The sequence below is a fragment of the Rathayibacter sp. AY1F2 genome (assembly GCF_002930885.1).
Taxonomy (GTDB): domain Bacteria; phylum Actinomycetota; class Actinomycetes; order Actinomycetales; family Microbacteriaceae; genus Rathayibacter.
Genome location: NZ_PSVG01000020.1, coordinates 23,177 through 41,579, shown reverse-complemented (window position 1 = coordinate 41,579; position 18,403 = coordinate 23,177). Strand labels below are relative to the sequence as shown.

Here is an 18,403-nt window from a genome sequence, read left to right as displayed (position 1 = left end):
CCGCGGCACGCGGCGTATCGAGACGCCGCTCAGTGCCCCGCGGCCGCCTCGTCGCGGGTGCGCAGGCGCGAGACGCCCATCACGACGGCGGCGATGACCAGACCCAGCACGAGGCCGAAGATCATCGAGACGAAGGTGTCGGCCAGCCACACGACGACCGGGCCCGCGCCCTCGACCGCGTGGGTGACGACGTGCACGAGGTCGTACGGACCGTGCCACACCGTCTCGGCGAGGTTCGCGACGACGAGGTGCCCGCCGACCCAGAGCATGGCGAGCGTGCCGATGATGCTGATCGCGCGGAACACGACCGGCATCGACGCGACGATCCTCGCTCCGGTGCGCCGCACGCCGCGGGCCGCGTTCTTCATCAGGCGCAGGCCCACGTCGTCGATCTTCACGAGCAGCGCGACGGCGCCGTAGACGAGCACGGTCATCCCGAGCCCGACGACCAGGAGCGCGCCGAGCGTGGGCCAGATCCCGAAGTCGGGGTCGAGGCCGTCGAGCGCGATCAGCATGATCTCGGTGCTCAGGATGAGGTCGGTGCGGATGGCGCCGAAGACGAGCTTCTTCTCGTCGCGCGCCTCCGTCTCGTGGCCGCCGTGCGAGACGCCGAACCACTCGAGCACCTTCTCCGCCCCCTCGAAGCAGAGGAACGCGCCGCCGAGGATCAGCAGGTACGGCAGCACCTGCGGCGCGAACGCCGAGAGCAGCAGCGCCAGCGGGATGATGATGACGAACTTGTTGAACAGGCTCCCCAGCGCGATCCGCCCGACCACCGGCAGCTCCCGCGCGGGCGTGAGGCCCTGCACGTACTGCGGGGTGACGGCGGCGTCGTCGATCACGACGCCCGCCGTCTTGGCGCTCGCCTTCAGGGCGGCGGTGAGGATGTCATCGACAACCGCGAGCAGGCCGACCGACATGTGCGTCTCCTTGGAGGTCCGGGGTGAGAGGGCTCACAGTATCGCGAGCTCCGCGGTCGAGCGGGCACGGGGAGGGGCGCGGGCCCGGCAGAGGGGGTCCGGTGCAGGGGATCTCGGTACGCCGGCGGGGCCGGCTCCTCGATCAGCGTGAAGGGCGGGCGGGCTCCGCGGGCCGGCTCCGCGGAAGCATCAGGAGGCGGCGGGGGCCGGGCCGGTGCTCTCGCGGACGATGAGGCGGGTCGGCACGAGCGAGACGCCGGTGCGCTCGCCCGACTCGAGCTCGCGCAGGAGGATGTCGACCGAGCGGCGGCCCGTGTCCCCGAAGAACTGGCGCACCGTCGTGAGAGGCGGCCAGAAGCTCGCCGACTCCTGCATGTCGTCGAAGCCCGCGACGCTCACCTCGCCGGGCACGGCGCGTCCGGCCTCGTGCAGGGCGCGCAGCACGCCGAGCGCCATCTGGTCGTTGGCGGCGAAGATCGCGGTGACCTCCGGATCGGCGGCGAGCCGCTTGCCGAGGCGGTAGCCGGAGTCGGTGGACCAGTCGCCGACCAGCACCTCCGGCACCGGGGCGCCGCGCTCGATCAGGGTCGACTCCCACGCCTCGTGGCGGCGCTCGGCGGAGTAGGAGCGGTCCGGGCCGGCGATGTGGTGCACGGTGCGGTGGCCGAGTCCGAGCAGGTGCTCGACGGCCTGGCGGGCGCCCGACATCTGGTCGGTGTCGACCACCGGGTACTTCTCGCCGCCGGCGGAGTCGACGACCACCACGGGCAGGTCCGGTGGGAGGACGATGTCGGCCTCGTCGAGCAGGTGCGCCTCGACGATGATGATGACGCCGTCGACCGCCTCCTCGCTCAGCCGGTGGAACGCGACCGACACCTCGCCCTGGGTGGGGTGGGAGACGGGGATGAGGGTGATCGAGTAGCCCGCGTCGGCGGCCGCGATCGCGATGGCGTCGAGGGTGCGCATGTTGCCGAACGAGGACAGCGTGAACATGATCACGCCGATGCTGTGGAAGCGGCCCGTCCGCAGGGCCCGCGCCGCGCTGTTGGGCCGGTAGCCGAGGGCCCGCATCGCCTCGAGGACCCGCTTGCGCGTCTCGCCGTCGACGTTCTGCTTGCCGTTCGACACCCGCGAGACCGTCTGGCCCGAGACGTTCGCGCGCCGGGCCACGTCGGCCATCGAGACGCCGCGTCGCGGCCGGGTGGACGGGGACGGGCGGTCGGTCTCGAGTGACATGGGCTTCCCTTTATAGCGCGCCGCCCGTCAGCCGTGGTGCATCGTGCGCCGAACCGTGACGCAGGAACAGTCGCGGGTGGCGACGTGGACATGCTACGGTGACGCTCTGCCATGTTGACGTGAACATGACGGGCCCGCACTACTCCCCGAACGGAATCCCATGACGACGACGTCTCCCCCCGTCCCGCTGAGCGAGGTCGCCCCTCCGGCGTCCCCCCTCGCGGCCCCGAAGTCGCGGGCGAAGAGCGAGTGGAAGGGCCTGGCGTTCGTCGCCCCCTTCCTCGTCGTCTTCCTCCTGGTCTTCATCGCCCCGGTCGTCTACTCGATCTACCTCAGCCTCTTCCGCGAGCAGCTGGTGGGCGGCAACTCCTTCGTCGGCTTCGCGAACTACACCGCGATCTTCACCGACCCGAACTTCTGGGAGGGCTTCGGCCGCGTCCTGCTGTTCCTCGTCGTGCAGGTCCCCGTGATGCTCGTGCTGGCCCTCGTCGCGGCCCTCGCGATCGACAGCGGCCGCCTCCACGGCACCGGCTTCTTCCGCATCGTGGTCTTCCTCCCCTACGCCGTCCCCGCGGTCGTCGCGGTGCTGATGTGGGGCTTCATCTACGGCGACAACTTCGGCCTGGCCGCGAACGTCAACGACCTGCTCGGCTCCGACGTCGTCCAGCCCTTCTCGCGCGACTGGATCCTCGCCTCGATCGGCAACATCGTCACGTGGGAGTTCGTGGGCTACAACATGCTCATCTTCTACTCCGCGCTGAAGACGATCCCCGGCGAGCTCTACGAGGCGGCCGAGATCGACGGCGCCGGCCCGATGCGCGTCATCCGCTCGATCAAGCTTCCCGCCCTGCGCGGCGCGATCGTCATCGCCACGATCTTCTCGATCATCGGCAGCTTCCAGCTGTTCAACGAGCCGAACATCCTCCGGACGCTGGCGCCGAACATCATCACCACCTACTTCACCCCGAACATGTACGCCTACAACCTGTCCTTCGCCGGTCAGCAGTACAACGCGTCGGCCACGGTCGCCATCGTCATGGGCGTGATCACCGCGGTGATCGCCTACGTCGTGCAGCTCCGCGGCGCGCGGAAGGAGAACTGATGGCCCTCGCGACCGCTCCCCGGACGCCCGCCCGCGCCCCGAAGCGCCCGGCCGCCCGCCGCGGCTCCTCGGTGCAGCCCAAGAAGTCGATCGCCTTCACCCTGCTGATGTCGGTCTTCATCCTCTACAGCCTCGTGCCGCTGGCCTGGCTGGTCATCAACGCGACGAAGACGCAGGCCGGCCTGCTCTCGAGCTTCGGCCTCTGGTTCGACGGCGACTTCGTCTTCTTCCAGAACATCGCCGACACCCTCAGCTACCGCGACGGGATCTTCCTCCGCTGGCTCGGCAACACCCTGCTCTACGTCGTCGTCGGCGCCGGAGGAGCGACGCTCCTGGCCACGCTCGCCGGCTACGGCCTCGCGAAGTTCCGCTTCACGGGCCGCAAGGCGGTCTTCGCCGTGGTGCTCGGAGCGATCGCGGTGCCCGGCACGGCCCTCGCCGTCCCGACGTTCCTCATGTTCAGCCAGCTCGGCCTGACCAACACCCCGTGGGCGATCATCATCCCCTCGCTGATCAGCCCGTTCGGCCTGTACCTGGTGTGGGTCTACGCGGTGGAGTCGGTGCCCACCGAGCTGCTCGAAGCGGCGCGGATGGACGGGGCGGGCGAGTTCCGCACCTTCTTCACCATCTCCATCCGCCTCCTCGCCCCCGGCATCGTGACCGTGCTGCTGTTCTCGGTCGTCGCGACCTGGAACAACTACTTCCTCCCGCTGATCATGCTGAGCGACCCCACCTGGTACCCGCTCACCGTCGGCCTCAACCAGTGGAACGCGCAGGCCACCGGCGTCAGCGCGCAGCCGATCTACAACCTCGTGATCACGGGCTCGCTCCTCACGATCATCCCCATCGTCGTCGCCTTCCTCGGACTCCAGCGCTTCTGGCAGTCCGGTCTGAGCGCCGGCAGCGTCAAGGGCTGAGCCCTCCCCCTACCCATCCCCCGGCCGGAGCGTCCTGCCCCGTCCACAGCACCCGCAGCACGAAGAAGTGAAGGGAAACACCACCATGAAGATCGCCCGTTCCGCCCTCAGGCGGACCCTGACGGTCGCGGCCGTCGCGGCCCTGGCCGCCGGCTCCCTCGCGGCCTGCTCGTCCACCTCCGGTGGCGGCACGACCACGAGCGCCGGCTCCGCCGCCGACCTCGACTCCGCCCTCGAGGCCGGTGGCAAGATCACGTACTGGAGCTGGACCCCCAGCGCCGAGGCGCAGGTCGCCGCGTTCGAGAAGGCCTACCCCAAGGTCGACGTCGAGCTCGTCAACGCCGGCACCAACAAGGACGAGTACACCAAGCTCGAGAACGCGATCAAGGCCGGCTCGGGCGCCCCCGACGTCGTCCAGATCGAGTACTACGCCATGCCGCAGTTCGCGCTGTCGGACTCGCTCCTCGACCTGTCGCAGTACGGCATGGGCGACCTCGAGGACAAGTACTCCGCCTCCACCTGGGGGAGCGTCAACATCGACGGCAAGCTCGTCGGCCTCCCGCAGGACTCGGGCCCCATGGCGCTGTTCTACAACAAGACCGTCTTCGACCAGTACGGCATCGCCGTCCCCGCCACCTGGGACGAGTACGTGGCCGCGGCCGAGAAGCTGCACACCGCCGACCCGTCGAAGTACATCACCGCCGACACCGGCGACGCCGGCTTCGCGACCAGCATGATCTGGCAGGCGGGCGGCGAGCCGTTCACCACCGACGGCACGGACGTGAAGATCGACCTCGCCGACGAGGGCACCGCCAAGTGGACCGGCGTCTGGAACCAGCTCGTCGAGAAGAAGCTGCTCTCGGACACCCCCGCCTGGGGCGACGAGTGGTACAAGGGCCTCGCCGACGGCTCCATCGCCTCCCTGGTGACCGGCGCCTGGATGCCCGGCGTGCTGGAGTCCAGCGTCCCCGACGCCTCCGGCGACTGGGCCGTCGCGCCGATCCCGACCTACGACGGCACCGCCGTCAGCGCCGAGAACGGCGGTGGCGGCCAGTCCGTCACCAAGCAGAGCGAGAACCCGGCGCTGGCCGCCGCGTTCCTGCGCTGGCTGAACAGCGACCAGGCCTCGGTCGACGTCTTCCTGCAGAGCGGCGGATTCCCGTCGACCACGGCCGACCTCGACAGCTCGGACTTCACCGGTCAGGAGTCGGAGTACTTCGGCGGCCAGAAGATCAACGAGGTGCTGACCCAGGCCTCGAAGGACGTCCGCTCCGGCTGGTCCTACCTGCCCTACCAGGTCTACGCGAACAGCGTCTTCGGCGACACCGTCGGCCAGGCGTACGCCAACGGCACCAGCCTCGACCAGGGCCTCGCCGACTGGCAGAGCAAGCTCGTCCAGTACGGCAACGCGCAGGGCTTCACCGTCTCGGAGTAGCACCACTGCTCGACGCGGGGCCGGCCGGATCGCTCCGGTCGGCCCCGCGTCGTTCTCACGCTCGGACACACCGGGCACCGATCCTGAGGGGGATCCAGATGACCACCGCTCCCGAGAGCCGCTTCGCCATCGGCGCCGCCGACTTCGAGCTCGACGGCCGCCCGCACCGCATCCTGTCGGGGGCGCTGCACTACTTCCGCATCCACCCGGACCTCTGGGCCGACCGGATCCGCAAGGCCCGCCTGATGGGCCTGAACACCATCGAGACCTACGTCGCCTGGAACGCGCACGAGCCGCGCCGCGGCGAGTGGCGCGAGGACGCCGGGCTCGACCTGGGCCGCTTCCTCGACCTGATCGCCGCCGAGGGCATGCACGCGATCGTGCGCCCCGGCCCCTACATCTGCGCGGAGTGGGACAACGGCGCCCTCCCGGCCTGGCTCTTCCGCGACCCCGAGGTGGGCGTGCGCCGCTCGGAGCCGAACTACCTCGCCGCGGTCAGCGACTACCTGCGCCGCGTGTACTCGATCGTGGCCCCGCGCCAGATCGATGCCGGCGGGCCCGTGGTCCTCGTGCAGATCGAGAACGAGTACGGCGCGTACGGCTCCGACAAGGAGTACCTGGCCGAGCTCGTGCGGGTGACCCGCGACTCCGGCATCACAGTGCCGCTGACCACCATCGACCAGCCCACTCCGCAGATGCTCGCCGACGGCAGCCTGCCGGGCCTGCACCTCACCGGCTCGTTCGGCTCGCGGACCACGGAGCGCCTCGCGACGCTGCGCGAGTTCCAGCCCACCGGCCCGCTGATGTGCATGGAGTTCTGGTGCGGCTGGTTCGACGACTGGGGCACCCAGCACCACACGACGGACGCCGACGCCTCCGCCCAGGAGCTCGACACGCTGCTCGCGGCCGGCGGCTCGGTCAACATCTACATGTTCCACGGCGGCACCAACTTCGGCCTGACCAGCGGCGCGAACGACAAGGGCCGCTACGCCGCGATCACGACGAGCTACGACTACGACGCCCCGCTCGACGAGGGCGGCGACCCGACCGCGAAGTTCTGGGCGTTCCGCGAGGTCATCGCGCGCTACGCGCCGGTGCCGGAGGAGGTGCCCGCGGTGCGCCCGCCGGCCCCCGCCCTGACCGCTCCGCTCGTCCCCGGCCCGGCGCTGCTCGGCCTCGGCCAGGCGTTCGGACCGGCCGCGCACCTCGACGCGATGGCCAGCTTCGACGACCTCGGCCACGACGACGGCTTCGTGCTCTTCACGACGACGCTCGACGGCTCCTCCGCTCCGGCCCGCCTCGTGGTGGGCGAGGAGGTGCGCGACCGCGCCTGGGTGCTGCTGGACGGCGTGCCGGTGGGCGTGCTGGCGCGCGACCACCACGAGCGGGCGCTGACTCTGCCGAGCGGACGCGGCGAGCTCGCGATCCTGGTCGAGAACCAGGGCCGGGTGAACTACGGCACGCGCATCGGCGAGCACAAGGGCCTGATCGGAGGCGTGACGCTCGACGGCGCCCCGCTGACCGGCTGGGCGGCGCGTGCCCTCGCGCTGGAGTGCCTCCCCGACCTGGCCGTCGCGGCGCCGGCGTTCTCGGCCGGACCGCAGCTCGCCTCCGGCTCGTTCGACCTCGACGAGCAGGCCGACCTGTACGTGGACACGCTGCACTGGGGCAAGGGACTGGTCTGGGTGAACGGCTTCCTCCTCGGGCGCTACTGGCGCCGCGGACCGCAGCGGACGCTGATCGTCCCCTCGCCGGTCACCCACGCCGGCCGCAACCGCGTCGTGGTGCTGGAGCTGGAGGGCATCGCCGAGCCGGAGATCCGCCTGCTCGCGGGAGCCGAGCTCGGGCACACGGAGATCTGAGCGGCGGAGCGGAGGCGGGAGCGGCCGTTGGAGGCATGGGTTCGGGGTTCCCGGCTCCGTTGTGCGAGTGGGGCCGGGCCGACTCCGGTCCGCACGCGCTGCCGGACCGCCTCCGGTCTGCGGGTGCCACCGGGCCGCCTCCGTCCTGCGGGCGGCGCCGGGCCGCCTCCGGGACGCGGGGCTCTGCTAGCCTCAGGCGCCCCGGTGCGGCGCCGGCGGGCGAAGGGGGAGACATGATGTCCAAGACACTGCTGCGCACGACTCTGATCGGAGGCGCGCTGCTGCTCGTCCTCTCGGGCTGCGCGGGGACCGCGACGAGCGGATCGACGCTCCGCCCGTTCACTCCGACGCTCCCCTCGTCGTCGGCCGCCCCGTCCGCCACCGCGACGGCCGCCGCCCCGACCGCCGACACCGCTCAGAAGACCGGCGAGCAGGTGGCCGCCGTGCTGACCGGCGTGCAGTTCGTGCCCGGCGAGTACGCGAGCATCCAGGAGATGCTCGACTCGATCTACCCCGGCCTCACCGCGACCGACGCGAGCTGCCTCTCGCCGTTCGGCCTGGGCTGGGACACCGCGCAGCCCGCCGCCGGACTCTCGTACGGCACCAGCGCCGACCGCTCCATGACCGCCGTCGTGTCGAGCACCGGCACCGCCGACGCGGCCGCCTCGCTCCTCGCGAGCGCCACCGACGCGACCACGCGCTGCGCCTCCGGCTCGACGCTCTTCGCCATGCAGGGCGTGCCGGTAGAGACGACCGTCGAGCGCACCGAGCAGACGCTGACCGGCGCCGACGAGACGCTCGGCTGGAAGGTGTCCGGAGCCGTGGGCGGCAAGCCGTTCTCGCTCGTGGGCATCACCGCGCGCGTCGGCGGCGACGCGGTCGCGCTCGTGGGCTGGGACCCGACGACGAACACCTCGTACGTCCCGCGCGCGACGCAGCTCGTCGTCGACGGGCTGTAGGGCGCTGGGGCGCTGGGCGCTGGGCGCTGGGCGCTGGGCGCTGGACGCTCTGAGCTCTGGCTCTGAGCTCTGAGTCCTGCACTCGGCCGTCTTACCCTCCGCGAGAGTCCAGGAGTCGTCGCACTCGACGCCGAGTGCGACAACTCTTGAACAGTGGGCGCGAGTCGAGCGCCGGGACTCCGAGCTCCGAGCTCTCAGCGCTGCACTTCGACGCCCTCTCCTTCGCGACTGTCCAGGAGTTGTCGCACTCGACGCTGAGTGCGACAACTCGTGAACAGTGGGCGGACGATCGGGCCGAGCGCCTGAGCTCAGAGCTCTGGTCGCTGCGCGTTGGGCTTCGGGCTTCGGGCTTCGGGCTCGCTCCTCCGCGAGAGTCCAGGAGTTGTCGCACTCGACGCTGAGTGCGACAACTCTTGAACAGTGGGCGCGGATCGAGCGTCGGCGCGGAGCGAGCACCGGGCGCCGGGCACCTCCCGAGCTTGGGGCACCCCGCACACGGCGCTGGAGCGCGCCTCAGGCCAGCCAGGAGAGGGTGCCGCCGTGGGCGGCCGCGCTCGCGAGCGGGACGCCGTCGGCGGCGAGCAGGAACGGGGTCGGCTCGGGGGCCGTGCGGTCCCCGCGCGCGGCGACGAGGTGCGGGAGCAGCGCCTCCGCCTCGAGCGTCACCAGGCTCGCGCCGCGATCGGCGACCGTCGCCAGGACGCTCTCGCGCGCGGCCCACGGAAGGTAGACCAGGGTCCCGAGCGAGACGACCACCGTCCGCAGACCCGGCGGCACTGCGTCGAGCAGGGCGGGCAGCTCGGCGGCCGCATCGCCCGCGACGATCGTGGGCGGGTCGTCCTGCAGAGTCTCCACGGCCGAGCGGAGCCGCGCGGTCCGCTCCGGACGGTCGGGCGGGAGCAGCGCGCCCAACCAGGCGACGTCCTCGGGCGAGCGGACGTCGAGCGGCGCCAGGTCGAGCCCCCGGCGCCATGCGACGACCGGCAGCCGCCCCGGCGCCGCGCCTCCGCTCACCGCGCACCGCAGCAGAGGCGCGCCCGACCCGAGCCTCGTCTCGCCGTCGCTCGCCGTGAAGGCGTAGGAGTACCGCTCCGGCGCCAGGCAGAGCCCCGCGGAGGCGCCGATCTCGACGAGCGCCACCGGCTCGCCGGGTTCCGTGATCCGCTCCAGCGCTGCGACCAGGGGCGCGCACCGCAGCGCCTCGTTGGTCTGCGTCCTCCGCTCGGCGGCGATCGGTGCCACCCGCGCCCATTCGCTCCGGAGCCACGCGGCGAATCCGGCGCCGTCGACGTCGGGCACGCCGAGCAGCCGCGCGACCGAGAAGAGCAGGGACGGCTGCCGGTGCTGCGCGGGCAGCTCGTCGATCAGGGCGAGGAGGCGCGCATCCTCTGCGACGGCGAGCGCCCACTCGACCTGCCGCTCGGAGGTCTGCGCGAGCTCGACGGCGGCGCGGCGGAAGCGGTCGGCGGAGGAGGGCATGCCTCCATCCTGAGGGAGCGGCGCAACGGTTCCTGCAGGCGGGCGCAGGACCTGCGCGGCGGGCGACAGCCCCGCCTCCGCGGATGTCGGTGGTCGCCGATAGAACGGACTCATGTCCGACACCGCTCCGAGCCCCGCGTCCGCGCCGGTCCGCGAGCGGCGCCTGCTCGACATCCGGCGGATCTACGCCGAGCCGGCCGCGCTCGAGCTGCCCCGCGGGCAGGAGGTCGTGGCGCGGTGGCCGGGCGCCGAGATCGTGCCCGTCGAGTCGCACTGGCTGATCCCGGAGGTGCACGGCGACGAGGCGAACGTCGCGCGCTGGGTGCGCATCAAGACGGAGGCGCTCGTGCTCGGGGTGAAGAAGTCGCTCGTCACGCGCCCGAACGGCCGCTCGGCCGACTTCATCGCCCCCTCCACCGCCAACGGCTGCGCCATGGCGTGCGTCTACTGCTACGTGCCGCGGAGGAAGGGCTACAGCAACCCGATCACGCTCTTCACGAACATCGAGCAGATCCAGCGCCACCTGGCCCGGCACATCGCCAAGCAGGGCCCCAAGGCCGAGGCGAACCAGTGCGACCCGGAGGCCTGGGTCTACGACATCGGCGAGAACAGCGACTGCTCCGTCGACGCGCTGCTGAGCGAGAACGTCCACGACCTCTGCGAGCTGTTCCGGATGTCGCCCACCGCCAAGGCGTCCTTCGCGACCAAGTACGTCAACCGCGAGCTCCTCGAGTGGGACCCGCTCGGGCGCACGCGCATCCGGTTCTCGCTGATGCCCGCCGAGACGGCGAAGGTCACCGACATCCGCACCTCGCCGATGGCCGAGCGGATCGCGGCGATCAACGACTTCGTCGACGCCGGCTACGAGGTGCACGTCAACTTCTCGCCCGTGATCCTCACCGAGACCTGGCAGCAGGACTGGACCGAGCTCTTCGACCAGCTCGACGCCGCCCTCCACCCGCGGGCGAAGGCGCAGCTCGCGGCCGAGGTGATCCTCCTCACCCACAACGAGGGCCTGCACGAGGTGAACCTCGGCTGGCACCCCACGGCGGAGTCGCTGCTCTGGCAGCCGGGACGCCAGGAGCAGAAGGTCTCCGAGAACGGCGCCGTCAACATCCGCTACCGACGCGACCTCAAGCGCGCCGCCCTCGACCGCTTCCGCGCCCTCCTCGCCGAGCGCCTCCCCTACTGCCGCGTCCGCTACGCCTTCTGAGCGTCGGCACCCCCGCCGGAGCGGTGGCGCGACGACTCGCGGAGGAGCGCACCCTCCCGCGCACGCCGAGTTACCGCCGCGGAGACGGCGTCTCGACGGAGCCGCACGCCCTGTCCAGTGAGCGCACCGTCACGCCTCCTCCCGCTCCACACGCCCCGCCGAGACACCGCCGGCCCGCCCGACGCACCACTGCGGCGTCTCGCGCACGAGCGCGGTGTCTCGACGCAGCCGCACCGCCCACCGGAGGCACCAGGCAACTGAGCCCCGGAGTCGCCCGGCTGGGAGTCCGCCCGGCGGCCGGGGCCACTGCTTCGCATTCCGGATAGCGGCACGTGCCCTCCGAACGAGGGGCGTACTTTCGGAGAACAGCCGGAGGGACGGCCCGACCGCCCGACTCCACGGGCCTGCAGAGCAGGCGTCAGCGGGGATCGACGGCTCGGCGCGACGGCATCCGGGCTCGACATCCCGGAGCCCGGCACCCCCGGATCGACACTCCGGACACTCGACTCGGCGGCACAGCACACCCCGGGTCCTGCTCCCCACGAACACCCCCACCATCTCCCACTCCCCCTCCCGGCGGCACTCGCCGGGGCACCCCACCGTCGCGGCCGGCACCCGCGACACAGCACAGAACGGCGGCACGCACCATGGGCGCTCTCCTCTACGGCACTCCCCCCACCTCGCACGAGATCGACGACCGCGCGCTCGCGCACCTCCAGATCGTCATGATCAACAAGTTCCGCCGCGACGAGGCGTTCGCCTTCCAGCTCGACGCCTCGAGCGCGCACGGCACCGGACGCCAGACACTGTGGCTGCACCCGACCATCCCCCTCCAGTTCTCGTTCCACGGAAGCCGCATGCCAGCGATCAACGCCACCTGGGTGCGCGCACTGATGGAGGAGGCCAACAGCGGCCGGGGCCTGCGGATCGTCACCGAGCCGGCGCAGCAGCCCGAGTCCTCCGGGCTCACGCACGCTGCCTGAGCGCGCCGTGTCCAGGCGCGACGACGACGAGCCGATGGAGGTCACCGACTTCGTCGAGCTCGCCGGTGCAGTGCACGACGACGCAGGCTTCGAGTGCTCCTCCACTGTCGACGGCGTGACGGGCGCGCTCTGCGTGCTGCCCGACTCCCTGGTGCTGCGGAGCGCCGGCACCGGCGACTCGACCCGCGTCGGCACCCGCGACATCCGCTCCTGGCGGGCCACTCCGGCCGGCGCCACCTTCTCGCTCGCCGTGGAAGCCGGAGCGCGGCACACCGTGGTGCTGCTCACGCAGTTCCAGGCGGCGACCGTCCAGGCCATGACCCGCGCCGCCGGACCCGCGACTGGTTTATCCGCTTAACGAATTCCCCGTTCGGGGCACGCGGTGAGGAGCGCTCCTCGTGCGACCCTGATCGGGATGAACGAGAAGGACGAGGTCATGCGCTCCGACATCGGCGGGCGTGACATCGAGCAGGCGCGGGCCCTCTTCGAGCAGTCGTACAACGGGCACCGCTTCGTCGTCGAGCCCGGCGAGGACTTCTCGTACCGCTACACCTCCGTCGGCGACGGCGATGTGACGCTCCGCGGCAGCCAGTTCGCCGGCTCCGTGCAGGGCTCGATCCAGACCGAGGGCGAGTACGTCGTCTCGTGGCTGACCGCCGGCGCGGGCGTCACCGATCTCGACGGCGACGCGGTGACCCTCGGATTCGGGCAGCCGGCGATCTTCGTCAACGACCGTCCCAGCCGGTTCGAGTTCCACGACTACCGCCAGAACCTCATCCACTTCGACGGCGCGTACCTCGAGGGCATCGCGGAGGAGGTCGAGGGCACCCGCGGCCCCCTCCTCTTCGACACCACCGCACGACCCGAGGGCGCGGCGCTGCGGCGCTGGTCGGCGACCGTCGCGACGGTCGCCCGGGTGATCTACGACGCCGACAGCTCGCCGCTGCTGCGCCGCGAGGCCGACCGCGCGGTCGCCGTCGCCCTGCTCGAGACCTTCCCGCACTCGACGCTGGACACTCCCGGCGACCTCGGGGTACCCCGCTCGGGGCGCCTCCGCCAGGCGATCGAGTACATGTACGAGCACGCCCACGAGCCGCTCCGGACCGAGCAGATCGCCGACGCGGCGGGCATCGGCCTGCGGACGCTGCAGACCGAGTTCCGGCGCGAGTTCGGCTTCACCGCGGTCGACTACCTGCGGCGGATCCGGCTGGACGGCGTGCAGAAGGAGCTGCGGGCGGGCGAGTCCGGAGTCGTCAGCGTCAGCGAGGTCGCACGGCGCTGGGGCTTCGCGCACCTCGGCCGGTTCTCGGCCTCGTACGCCCACCGCTTCGGCGAGCGCCCCAGCACCACGCTCGACACCTGAGGCGTCAGAGGTAGTCGGTCCCGCCGTCGTCCTCGCTGTCGTCGCCCTCGCCGCGCGGCTGCACGGTCGGCCGCGCGGGCTGGAGCCGTCGGGTCTTCTCGCGCATCGACTCCACCGCCTCCGGATCGTCGAGGTCGACGCCGCGGTCGAGCGCCGGGCTGGTGAAGAGCTGGCTGGCCGGTCCGACCAGGAGACGGGTCTCGCCGCGCAGCCCCTCGTCCGAGAGCGACGGCACCACGACCAGGTCCGACTTCCCCACGTTCGCCAGCGCCTGCGCGTACTCGACGACCGCCGAGCACACCTCGTCGCCCAGCAGCACGAATCCGCTCGCGTAGTACAGCTTCTGCATCTCGCCCTCCCCTGGATCCCGGACCGCCCCTCCGGTCGGCCCGTCCCCCGACGCTAGGACGGCGCCGACCGGGCGCCCCACCCCTTGACGGGGGTGGCGCGGAGGGGTCAGAGTCCGCGCGGAGGGGTCAGAGTCCGCGCGGAACGGGCAGTCGCAGCGCGGTCGCGAGCGCCTCGACGACGCGGGTCGCGCGCACGTCGCCGACCCCCTCCATCCGGTTGGTGAGGAACGCGAAGCCGACTCCCGCGTCCGGGTCGGCGAAGGCGACCTGTCCGCCCGCGCCGTCGTGCCCGAAGCCGCTCGGCGTGAGGCGGCCTACCAGGCGGTCGCGGAGGCGGGGCTCTCGATCCCCGGCGACATCGCCGTGGTGTCGTTCGACGACGACGAGCTGGCCGCCTACCTCCGCCCCGGGCTGACGACCGTGGCGCTGCCGCACGAGGAGATGGGCCGCCGGGCGGTCGAGCTGCTGCTGAGCGGCGCTCCGGGAGAGCGGGTGCTGGTGCCGATGCCGCTGGTGGAGCGGGCGTCGACGCGGCGGGTCTGACGGGCGGGGCCTGGGGCGGGCTGCTCGGGGACGGCGGGCGGGCCCGGTGGAGTCGGGCGGAGCCGCCTCAGCCGGCCGAGCGGATCCCTCCGGTCGGACCCCAGGCGACTCCGGCGCCGCCCGCGTCGCCCTGGTAGTCGTCGGGCGAGAGGGCCATGCCGCTCGCGACGAAGTCCGCGGTCGCCGCGCAGTCCGTGACGACGACGTCGCCGTCGGAGCGCGCGAGCCCGTAGAGGCAGACGGACTCGTCGGCGAGCTCCGCGGCCGAGAAGGAGTCGAGGCTGAGGGTGGCGAAGTAGTCGACTCCGGCGATGCTGCCCAGGTAGCGCGTCGGCCCCCAGTGGAAGACGCGGAGGCTCGCGAGGGTCGACAGCGGGCGCGTGGCGACGTCGTCGGGGACGGCCCAGGGCTCGGTGAAGACATCCAGCGACGGGCGAGGGGCCAGCGCGACGGAGGCGGCCGTGCCGAGGGCGGCGAGCCCGAGCACGGCGACGAGGGCGGCGATCACCCCGAGGCGGCGGCGCGGTCGGGGCGTGGCGGAGGTGCGGGAGTCGGAGTCGTCGCCTCCGGTGGTCTCACTGCGCTCGCCCCAGCCGGGCGCCGCGTCCCGGCCGGTCTCGTCACGGCCGACCTCGTCCCGGCCGGTCTCGTCCCAGCCGGTCCGGTCACGGCGCGTCCCGCCCCGGTCGCTCGCCGTCCCGCGGCCGATCCGGCCCTGGGCCGCTGCGGGTCCGACGGACGCGGCCAGACCCGCGACCGCGGCGTCGAGCGCCTCCTCCCGGTCGCGGCGCTGCGCGCGCAGCAGTGCCAGCTCCGCGAGCGCCGCGGGGTCCGCCTCCGCACTGAACGCCCGGCGCTCGAGCGCGGCCCGCTGCCTCCGCTCCTCCGGCGACGCCCCGTCGCGGCGCCGCTGCAGGGCGGCCCGGCCGCGACCGCGACCTCCGAGAGCCGCGTCGAGCGCCGCCTCCGTCGCGGGATCGAGCTCGTCGAGCAGCCGCGCCGCGCGTGCCGGCGTGACCGCGGTGCCGACGGACGCCGGCACGTCAGCCCCGGTCGCGGACGGCGCGCGCCAGCGACTCGAGGCGCTCCCGGTACTCCGGCCACCACTCCTCCGGCACCGGCGGGAGGTTGTCGCCGGGCGTCCGGAGCCCGACCCGCCCGTCGATCAGCTCGCGGACGATGTCGGCGTGGCCGGCGTGCCGGTGCGTCTCCGCGGTGATGTGGACGAGGATCCGGTGCAGCGTCACGTCGCGGTTCGTCCACCAGGGGACCTGCCCGGGAGCGTCGAGCGGGAGGGCCGCGACCGTCGCGTCGGAGTGGGCCCACACGCGGCGGTACAGCGCGACGACGTCGGCCAGGGACTCGTCGGCCGTCGCCCACATGTCCGAGTTCGGCTCCGACTCGTCCTCCATCCACGGCATCGACTCCGGGAACGGCCGCCCGAACACGGCGCCGAGGTAGCCCGCCTCGGTGCCCGCCACGTGCTTCACCAGGCCGAGCAGGTTCGTGCCCGTCGCGACCAGCGGCCGCCGCACGTCGTACTCGTCGAGCCCGTCGAGCTTCTGCAGCAGGGCGTCGCGCCCCTCCTGCAGGTAGCGGAGGAGGGTCTGCTTCGCGTCGTCGCTCATCCCCCCAGCCTGCCGCGCCCGCCCGAGCCGCGCCAGAGCGGTGCCGGAGCCGCGCCGTGCCCAGACCACAGGAAGGATCGCCCCGCGGGCACCGGGATCCGCGGATCCACGGCCCGCCGGAGCGATCCTTCCAGCGTTGTCCACGGGGTCAGGCCGGGACGCCCGCTCCCGCCCGCTGGACCCGCGTGCCGACGAGGCGCTGCGAGGAGGCGTCGACAGCGGCGGCCGCGCCGACCAGCTCGAGCGCCGCCTCCGTCTCGCGCGTCGCGCAGTCCGGGCCCACCCACAGCTCGACGCGGCCGGGCTCGACGATCCGCACGCCCTCGCGTCCGGTGAAGGCCAGGCGCGCGGCCGGGACCTCGAAGCGGACCTCCGCCTCCTCGCCGGGCTCGAGCGCGACCCGCGCGTAGCCGAGCAGCTGCGCCACCGGCCGGGTCACGCTCGCGAACACGTCGCGGGCGTACAGCTGCACCAGGTCGGTGCCCGCCCGCTCGCCCGTGTTGCGGACGCGCACGGTCGCCGTGAAGGAGCCGTCCGTCGGGGCGGACTCCTCGGCCGCCAGCTCCGTCCGGGCGAAGTGCGTGTACGAGAGCCCGTGGCCGAACGGCCGCACCGGCGTGCTGTCGGCGGAGGTCACGTCCGACGGCCCGCCGAGGATCGGGTGCAGGTACGAGAACGGCTGCGCCCCGGCCGAGCGCGGCAGCGAGACCGGCAGGTGGCCGGAGGGGTCGACCCGTCCCGAGACGACGCCCGCGATCGCGCCGGCGCCCTCCTCCCCCGGGAAGAACGCCTGCAGCACGGCGGCGGGAGCCGACGGCCCGTCGAGCGCCCAGCCCACGGCGTAGGGGCGGCCGGTCAGCAGCACGAGCACGACCGGGGTCCCGGTCGCCACGACGGCCTCGACCAGCTCGCGCTGGCGGCCCGGGAGCTCGAGGCTCTCGACGTCGTTGCCCTCGCCGACCGTGCCGCGGCCGAACAGGCCCGCCCGGTCGCCGACGACCACGATCGCCACGTCGGAGTCGGCGGCCGCCCGGACCGCCTCCGCGATCCCGGAGGCGTCGTCGCCCTCGACTGAGCAGCCCTCGGCGAGCAGCAGCTCGGCCGAGCCGAACTCGCCGGCCAGCGCGTCCGCAACCGTCGGGATCTCGAAGCCAAGCGGCACGCCCGGGTGGTGCGCCAGCACGTGGTTGGCGAAGGAGTAGCAGCCCATGAGCGCGGGCGCGCTGTCGGCGTTGGGACCGATCAGCGCGAGGCGGCGCGGCGCAGCGAGCGGCAGGACGCCGTCGTTCGCGAGCAGCACCACCGACTCCTCGGCCAGGCGGCGGGCGATGTCGCGGTGGGCCGGCGAGTCGAGGTCGATCGACTCGGGGGCGTCGTCGAAGCGCGCGTCGAGCAGGCCGAGCCGCTCCTTCTGCGCGAGCACCCGCAGCACGGCCCGGTCGACGAGCGCCTCGTCGGCCTCCCCGGCCCGGATGCGCGCGGCCAGCGGCGCGAGGAACGCGTCGCCCGTGGGCAGCTCCACGTCGATCCCCGCGGCGAGCGCCAGCTCGGCCGCCTCGCCCAGATCGGCGGCGACCGCGTGCATGAGGTGGAGGAACGCGACCGAGAAGTAGTCGGCGACGACCACGCCGTCGAAGCCCCAGCGCTCGCGCAGCACGCCCGTGAGGTAGGCGGGCGTCGCTCCGACCGGGTCCCCGTCGATCTCGGCGTAGGAGTTCATCACCGAGCGGGCGCCCCCGTCGCGGATCGCCATCTCGAACGGCGGCAGCAGCACGTCCGCGATCTCGCGCGGTCCGGCGTGCACCGGCGCGTGGTTGCGGCCGCCGCGGGAGGCGGAGTAGCCGATGAAGTGCTTCAGCGTCGCGTCGACGCCGGTGGACTGCAGCCCCTGCACGTACGCGGTGCCGATCGTGCCGACGACGTACGGGTCCTCGGCGATGCACTCGTCGACCCGGCCCCAGCGGGGGTCGCGGATCACGTCGAGCACGGGCGCCAGGCCCTGGTGGATCCCGAGCTCGCGCATCGAGCCGCCGATCACGGCGCCGAGCTCGGCCACGAGCTCCGGGTCGAAGGAGGCGCCCCAGGCGAGCGGAGTCGGGAACGTCGCGGCCTGCCAGGCGGCGAGCCCGGTCAGGCACTCCTCGTGGACGATCGCCGGGATGCCCAGCCGCGTCTCCTCAACGAGCCGGCGCTGCTCCGCCCACAGCCACTGAGCGCGCTCGAGCGGATCGACGGGGCGCGTGCCGTAGACGCGGGTCAGCTGGCCGATCCCCTCGCGGGTCGCCTCGGCGTACCCGGTCGAGGTGGCCATCTCGCCGGCGAGCGGGGCGACGACCTCGCCGCCCTGGTCGACCCAGTAGCCGACCAGCTGGGAGAGCTTCTCCTCCAGCGTCATCCGGCCCAGCAGCTCGGT

18 protein-coding genes are annotated in these 18,403 nt (G+C 72.9%); 10 read left to right on the top strand and 8 right to left on the bottom strand.

Annotated features, from left to right (window positions below):
* Window positions 1-29: 29 nt before the first annotated feature.
* Entirely contained in the window at window positions 30-920 is an 891-nt protein-coding gene (locus C5C54_RS14015; protein WP_104223404.1) for a DUF808 domain-containing protein, read from the bottom strand.
* A gap of 189 nt (window positions 921-1,109) precedes the next feature.
* On the bottom strand, window positions 1,110-2,156 hold the full coding sequence (locus C5C54_RS14010) for a LacI family DNA-binding transcriptional regulator (protein WP_258063339.1): 1,047 nt from the start codon (window positions 2,154-2,156) through the stop codon (window positions 1,110-1,112).
* 160 nt (window positions 2,157-2,316) lie between these two features.
* Between C5C54_RS14010 and C5C54_RS14005 the strand changes: the two genes are divergently transcribed.
* The 5 genes from C5C54_RS14005 (at window position 2,317) to C5C54_RS13985 (ending at window position 8,431) form a co-directional block, all read left to right on the top strand.
* Window positions 2,317-3,258: a carbohydrate ABC transporter permease gene (locus C5C54_RS14005; protein WP_104226355.1), complete on the top strand. Its 942-nt coding sequence runs from the start codon at window positions 2,317-2,319 to the stop codon at window positions 3,256-3,258.
* Window positions 3,259-3,365: 107 nt separating this feature from the next.
* Entirely contained in the window at window positions 3,366-4,175 is an 810-nt protein-coding gene (locus tag C5C54_RS14000) for a carbohydrate ABC transporter permease (protein ID WP_258062773.1), read from the top strand.
* 85 nt (window positions 4,176-4,260) lie between these two features.
* Window positions 4,261-5,610, top strand: coding sequence for a sugar ABC transporter substrate-binding protein (locus tag C5C54_RS13995; protein WP_104223423.1), 1,350 nt, complete (start codon window positions 4,261-4,263; stop codon window positions 5,608-5,610).
* Window positions 5,611-5,708: 98 nt separating this feature from the next.
* Window positions 5,709-7,472 carry a beta-galactosidase family protein gene (locus tag C5C54_RS13990; RefSeq protein ID WP_104288611.1) on the top strand — a complete coding sequence of 588 codons (1,764 nt, stop codon included), beginning with the start codon at window positions 5,709-5,711 and terminating at the stop codon, window positions 7,470-7,472.
* A gap of 233 nt (window positions 7,473-7,705) precedes the next feature.
* Window positions 7,706-8,431, top strand: a complete 726-nt coding sequence (locus C5C54_RS13985; protein WP_104297617.1) for a hypothetical protein — start codon at window positions 7,706-7,708, stop codon at window positions 8,429-8,431.
* Window positions 8,432-8,944: 513 nt separating this feature from the next.
* On the opposite strand, the gene C5C54_RS13980 is transcribed toward C5C54_RS13985, so the two are convergent.
* Window positions 8,945-9,910, bottom strand: a complete 966-nt coding sequence (locus tag C5C54_RS13980) for a DUF2332 family protein (RefSeq protein WP_181127900.1) — start codon at window positions 9,908-9,910, stop codon at window positions 8,945-8,947.
* A 112-nt stretch (window positions 9,911-10,022) separates the two neighbouring features.
* Between C5C54_RS13980 and C5C54_RS13975 the strand changes: the two genes are divergently transcribed.
* From C5C54_RS13975 to C5C54_RS13960, 4 genes are all read left to right on the top strand, one after another.
* A complete protein-coding gene (locus tag C5C54_RS13975) occupies window positions 10,023-11,123 on the top strand; it encodes a spore photoproduct lyase family protein (protein WP_104288609.1) in 1,101 nt (366 codons plus the stop codon).
* Between the two features lie 647 nt (window positions 11,124-11,770).
* Window positions 11,771-12,106: an ATP-dependent DNA ligase gene (locus tag C5C54_RS13970; protein ID WP_104223411.1), complete on the top strand. Its 336-nt coding sequence runs from the start codon at window positions 11,771-11,773 to the stop codon at window positions 12,104-12,106.
* Window positions 12,107-12,113: 7 nt separating this feature from the next.
* Window positions 12,114-12,464: a hypothetical protein gene (locus C5C54_RS13965; protein ID WP_104223412.1), complete on the top strand. Its 351-nt coding sequence runs from the start codon at window positions 12,114-12,116 to the stop codon at window positions 12,462-12,464.
* Window positions 12,465-12,521: 57 nt separating this feature from the next.
* A complete protein-coding gene (locus C5C54_RS13960) occupies window positions 12,522-13,469 on the top strand; it encodes an AraC family transcriptional regulator (RefSeq protein ID WP_104223413.1) in 948 nt (315 codons plus the stop codon).
* Between the two features lie 4 nt (window positions 13,470-13,473).
* Here the strand turns inward: C5C54_RS13960 and C5C54_RS13955 are convergent, their stop codons facing one another.
* Entirely contained in the window at window positions 13,474-13,818 is a 345-nt protein-coding gene (locus C5C54_RS13955; RefSeq protein WP_104223414.1) for a hypothetical protein, read from the bottom strand.
* A gap of 127 nt (window positions 13,819-13,945) precedes the next feature.
* Window positions 13,946-14,254: a serine hydrolase gene (locus C5C54_RS18545; RefSeq protein ID WP_146078844.1), complete on the bottom strand. Its 309-nt coding sequence runs from the start codon at window positions 14,252-14,254 to the stop codon at window positions 13,946-13,948.
* On the opposite strand from C5C54_RS18545, the gene C5C54_RS18540 reads away from it, so the two are divergent.
* Window positions 14,240-14,362 carry a hypothetical protein gene (locus C5C54_RS18540; protein WP_374953288.1) on the top strand — a complete coding sequence of 41 codons (123 nt, stop codon included), beginning with the start codon at window positions 14,240-14,242 and terminating at the stop codon, window positions 14,360-14,362. The genes C5C54_RS18545 and C5C54_RS18540 overlap by 15 nt on opposite strands.
* Window positions 14,363-14,429: 67 nt before the next feature.
* Here the strand turns inward: C5C54_RS18540 and C5C54_RS13945 are convergent, their stop codons facing one another.
* From C5C54_RS13945 to C5C54_RS13935, 3 genes are all read right to left on the bottom strand, one after another.
* Window positions 14,430-15,404, bottom strand: coding sequence for a hypothetical protein (locus C5C54_RS13945; protein WP_104288608.1), 975 nt, complete (start codon window positions 15,402-15,404; stop codon window positions 14,430-14,432).
* Window position 15,405: 1 nt separating this feature from the next.
* Window positions 15,406-15,990, bottom strand: a complete 585-nt coding sequence (locus tag C5C54_RS13940; RefSeq protein WP_104261380.1) for a DinB family protein — start codon at window positions 15,988-15,990, stop codon at window positions 15,406-15,408.
* A 148-nt stretch (window positions 15,991-16,138) separates the two neighbouring features.
* Complete coding sequence (locus tag C5C54_RS13935) at window positions 16,139-18,385, bottom strand: glycoside hydrolase family 3 N-terminal domain-containing protein (protein WP_104288607.1); 2,247 nt, start codon at window positions 18,383-18,385, stop codon at window positions 16,139-16,141.
* Window positions 18,386-18,403 lie beyond the last annotated feature (18 nt).